The sequence below is a fragment of the uncultured Citricoccus sp. genome (assembly GCF_937871995.1).
Lineage (GTDB): Bacteria > Actinomycetota > Actinomycetes > Actinomycetales > Micrococcaceae > Citricoccus.
In genome coordinates this window covers 1-2,670 of the sequence record NZ_CALMQR010000105.1, presented here as the reverse complement: position 1 = coordinate 2,670, position 2,670 = coordinate 1, and the positions used below count along the sequence as shown (strand labels likewise).

The following is a 2,670-nucleotide window of genomic DNA, read 5'->3' as shown; positions in this document are numbered from 1 at the left end:
GACGTGGCATTCGTGAACCGAGCAGGCGACGTCAACACTGTGCCGCAGGCGGATCCCCAGACGGACGGAATCGGGTGGGACTAAAAGCGTAGTTCTACTAGATCCCGCCGCTTGGAACTGGCACGAAGGCATCGGGTCGGCAGGGACACGGCCCGTCAGGCTTTCTGCTCAGGTCGGGGCCCTCTCGGTGGCAGGGGGCCTGCCAGCTCTTCGACCACGCGGGTGTAGTCGTCGGAGAAGTCGATCCGCGTGAGGTGCTTGAACTTGAACTTGGTCATGTGGTCATCCCAGGTCATGTCCGGGTCGATGGTCAGGATCCACGCGGACTTCCGTCCCCACTCCACCAGGGCGCCGACCGTGAACATGTTCGGACGCCGGGCCTCCCGGTAGATGGCCATGATCGGAGCGGCTTGAGCAATGTCCTTCAGGAAGCGTGCCGGCCCGGTCAGGTCGACCGGTTCCGCCGGCCGGGCCGGGGGCCAGGGCTGGTGGGCCTGGAGGAAGGGCAGGAACCTCTGGTCGGTCTTCACGGCGCCGATGTCGGCGATCCTGAGCACGGTGTATCCATTGAGGTAGCCGCCCTCTCGTAGGCAGGCCAACAGCACCCATTCGGCGGCCAGGTCCAGCACGACGCCGTCAAAGACTTCGTCGGGCGCGACGTGGCGGGCAATGCTGACCGGCACGTGCCCGTTCAGGGACCGTTCCAAGCGGGCGCGCACCTTGGCGGACGATTGGTTTTTCTTCACGCTCCACTTTGACATGTAGGAACGCGTTCCTCGTCCTCACCTGGGGCCTGGTGCCGGCCTTGCAAGGGGATGGGCTTGGTGGGGTCATCGGGGCCCGGTGCCTCACGGCGAGGCGTCCCGTTGATCGATGGGGAACAGGAGCTCTCAGCCGTTGTTCCGCGAGCAGCCATGGCTAGGCGAACGCGAGGCGCATGATCGAGACTGCCCATGTGAGACCGTTCCAACCGGGAGGTCTGTTCAGCGTGGACCGGATAGGGGCATGCACCCCCGCGATGAGGAGACGCCGATGAGCCTGGAAGAACCAGCAGAGGCGCGAGGAATCGGCGGCGATTCGTCTGCCCCGCCGGAACAGAGTACGCCACCGAAGCCACGGACGATGGCAACCTTTATGGTGCTCTGGCTCTCGCTTGCCCTTTTCTAGCTCGTTGGGACGCTTTGGTTCTTTTCTCAAGGCCACCGGGACTATTTCTATCTCCGTTTGGCTATCAGTCTCGGCTGGCTGAGCCTGGCCGTGTTCTACTTCGTGCAGTGGAGGCGGGCCAAGGCTCGTCTCCGCAACCAGCCGTAGGGCACGGATTCTCGAAAGGTCAGGCTGCCATCACCGTCGTTAGCGGGGAGGGCCAGCCATAGGTGGTGCCGTCGCGACGCATGGCCCACAGCACGTTCAGCCGGCGTCGGACCAGACAGAGGATCGCACCGGTGTGGGATCGCTTAGCGGGCTGGATGAACAGTCCCGGGATGATCTTTGGCTGGGCGTATCCGTTTAGGAGACGGGTGTCAGCGCCCTCACGATCGCCAGGACGCAGAGCGCAAGGCACAGTACGCAGGCACAGTACAGGCCAAGTCGTCGGTTCTCAGCGGGCACTGATCGTCGTCTGAGCCCGAGAGCGACCAGGCCGGCCACGACCGGCACCCCCCACAGCAGGAACAGCGAGTCCGGGTCCAGTAGCAGCACAATGACGGCCGCTGCGATCACCGCCAGCCCGGTGAGCCGCACCATCGTCACCGCCGACCCATCCCGCTGTTGGGCATCCTTGCGTTGCAGCCACCATCGGCCTGCCTGCAGAACGATCGATACGACGACTCCGGCCACCACTGGGGACCAGAACCGCTCGGCCGTGGACAGGTCCGGCATGTCTGCGGCCAGCCACGGAATGAACGCGTAACCGAGCCCGGAGAGTACACCCAGCCCCACGGGGCCCAGTGCGGTCACCCACCACGGCAGCCGTTGCGGGGTCTCAGATTCCTCAGTCACTCCAGGAAGCGTAGCGGCCACCCCCTCGGGGGCGTGGAGATGACCCGGTGTCACGCTCCGCCCCTGGTTCCGCATCCGCTTCGGAGAAGGATCCCCAGCGGGAACCCTTGCTGCCAACCAATACGCACGGATGTACACGTGGATGTCGACTCAGTCTCGACTGTGAGGCTCGAGGCCGTGGTCCAACTGTGTCCAGAGACGATCTCGTTCCGCGCCGGTGACGAGAGTCGCTTCGAAGTCGACGTCTTCACTGACCGAGGGATCCCATGTGGAGAAATGTCCGCCGCGTAGTTCCTCTACCGAATACCATTCGGGGCCGTAGTCCTCCTCGCAGTACTCATGCCGGCCATCGACCCAGTGCACCTGGGTCCACATTTGCTCCTGCTTGTCCCAGAAGAACGGGAAGGATCGCATCGGCATGACCGATGTCGTCACCCATCCGCGCGTCTCCCCGCCCAGCGATAGCTCCCATACCGCCTCACGGAACTGGTCCAGTCTGGGATCCTGCGGCCAGTCCGTTTCATCCAGGCCGAACCGCCTGCCGAGCCATCTCATCGTCTAGTTCTAACCCATGCAGGCGGCATAGAAGCACCATCCGCCTCGCGCGCGTAAGAGGATCCCTATCCGGGTACTGCTTGCGGGTTGATCGCCGACACGGACAGCAGAGGG

General features: G+C 64.1%; 3 protein-coding genes. All 3 read right to left on the bottom strand.

Going from position 1 to position 2,670, the window contains the following annotated elements; translation table 11 throughout:
* Positions 1 to 155: 155 nt before the first annotated feature.
* The 3 genes from Q0283_RS12605 to Q0283_RS12595 all read right to left on the bottom strand — a co-directional run bounded on the left by Q0283_RS12605 (position 156) and on the right by Q0283_RS12595 (position 2,556).
* Complete coding sequence (locus Q0283_RS12605; RefSeq protein ID WP_298044973.1) at positions 156 to 746, bottom strand: hypothetical protein; 591 nt, start codon at positions 744 to 746, stop codon at positions 156 to 158.
* Positions 747 to 1,509: 763 nt separating this feature from the next.
* Positions 1,510 to 2,001 carry a hypothetical protein gene (locus tag Q0283_RS12600; protein WP_298044971.1) on the bottom strand — a complete coding sequence of 164 codons (492 nt, stop codon included), beginning with the start codon at positions 1,999 to 2,001 and terminating at the stop codon, positions 1,510 to 1,512.
* A 150-nt stretch (positions 2,002 to 2,151) separates the two neighbouring features.
* Positions 2,152 to 2,556, bottom strand: a complete 405-nt coding sequence (locus tag Q0283_RS12595; protein WP_298044969.1) for a hypothetical protein — start codon at positions 2,554 to 2,556, stop codon at positions 2,152 to 2,154.
* Positions 2,557 to 2,670 lie beyond the last annotated feature (114 nt).